Annotated in this window: 1 protein-coding gene; it reads right to left on the reverse strand. The window is 27.2% G+C overall.

The features are described from left to right. A partial coding sequence (locus EQ827_RS08715) for a beta-galactosidase (protein WP_181190587.1) occupies positions 1-1,365 on the reverse strand: 1,365 nt, incomplete at its 3' end. Positions 1,366-1,431: the final 66 nt, after the last annotated feature.

A 1,431-nucleotide genomic window follows, 5' to 3' on the forward strand; every position in this document is an offset into this window, starting at 1 on the left:
ATTAAAAATTCTTTTATCATCAATTGGTAGAATATCTACTTCAATATTTAATCTATAAAGTGAATCGTAATAAGACCTTAAAACATCATTATACTGATGATCTCCGTGTTTTTTTAATGAATCATTAATTTTTCTATAAGGGAACCAATCAATAGCAGTTAAACTTTGATTGCTAACAATTATAGCTACTTTATTATTTTTTTTAGTTTCTAAAAATAAATTTCCATAATTATTCAGTTCACTTCCTATTTTTACAGATTCGTCATATATAGGATTTTTCTGAAAATCATGTCCTAATAGCCCCTTCCAATAGGTCTCATATCCATTATGAATAGATGCCCAAGGCCAATAACTAATAACACTGGCTCCCGATGCTATATGACTATATGCTTGTAAGCGTAATTGACCAGGATAAGGTACCCATTCTTTAAACCCCTGGGATTGTGTCTCCATAACAATATAATTATTATTTTTTATAGAACGAGCAATATCACCAAATAATGATATTTCAACCCCATCTAAATTATCTTGACTAGGATGATAAATATCCACAGCAACTATATCAAAATTTTTAGATATTTTAAAATGATTTGCGTAGGGATTCAGGCCATACGAATTATGTCTCCAATCAAAATCAAAATTACTAGTAATGAATTGATTATCTTTTTTATAATCTTTAATAATGTTAGTCTGCCATTTCAAATAATTAGTTACAAGATTCCTTTGAAATTTTTCAAATGATGCTCCTAAACTTCCATTAATAGTAGAATTAATAGGTGGAAAATCTTCCCATGAATTAATCCTATTACTCCAATAATCAAGGCCATAATCATAATTTAATTGTTCTATATTGCCATTATATTTCTCTTTTAAATATTTTTGAAAAGCTATATAAATGTTACTACTACTAGTATTAAAATGTTTGGTTTCATTATCGGCCTGATAACCAATAACATTATCAAATACTGAGGTAATAGTGATAATTTTTTTAATAATTCTCTCAGCAAAAAATAAAAATGTAGGATTAGTTATATCAATTAATTGTCTAGCACCATATTTTCGCTTTCCGGTTTGATCTGTTAACATAACTTCAGGATATTTTTTACTCATCCAAGTGGGTATTGCATATGTTGGTGTACCCACTATTACTTTAATATTTGCTTTATTCATTGACTTAATAACTTTAATTAATTTGTTAAAATCAAATATACCCTCTTGTGGCTCATAAGTGCTCCAAGTGCTTTCACCAATACGAACTAAATTAATATGTGCAGCTTTCATCATTTTAATATCTTTTTCTAAACGCTCATATGGTAGATATTCATAATAATATGCCGCTCCATATAAAAATTTTCCAAAATTCATAATATTATATTTTCAACCTCTTTGATTATAAAAAATGTCTGAATAGATTATTAAAGTTTTTATAAA

This window comes from Bombilactobacillus bombi, from assembly GCF_013607485.1.
GTDB classification, from domain to species: domain Bacteria; phylum Bacillota; class Bacilli; order Lactobacillales; family Lactobacillaceae; genus Bombilactobacillus; species Bombilactobacillus bombi_A.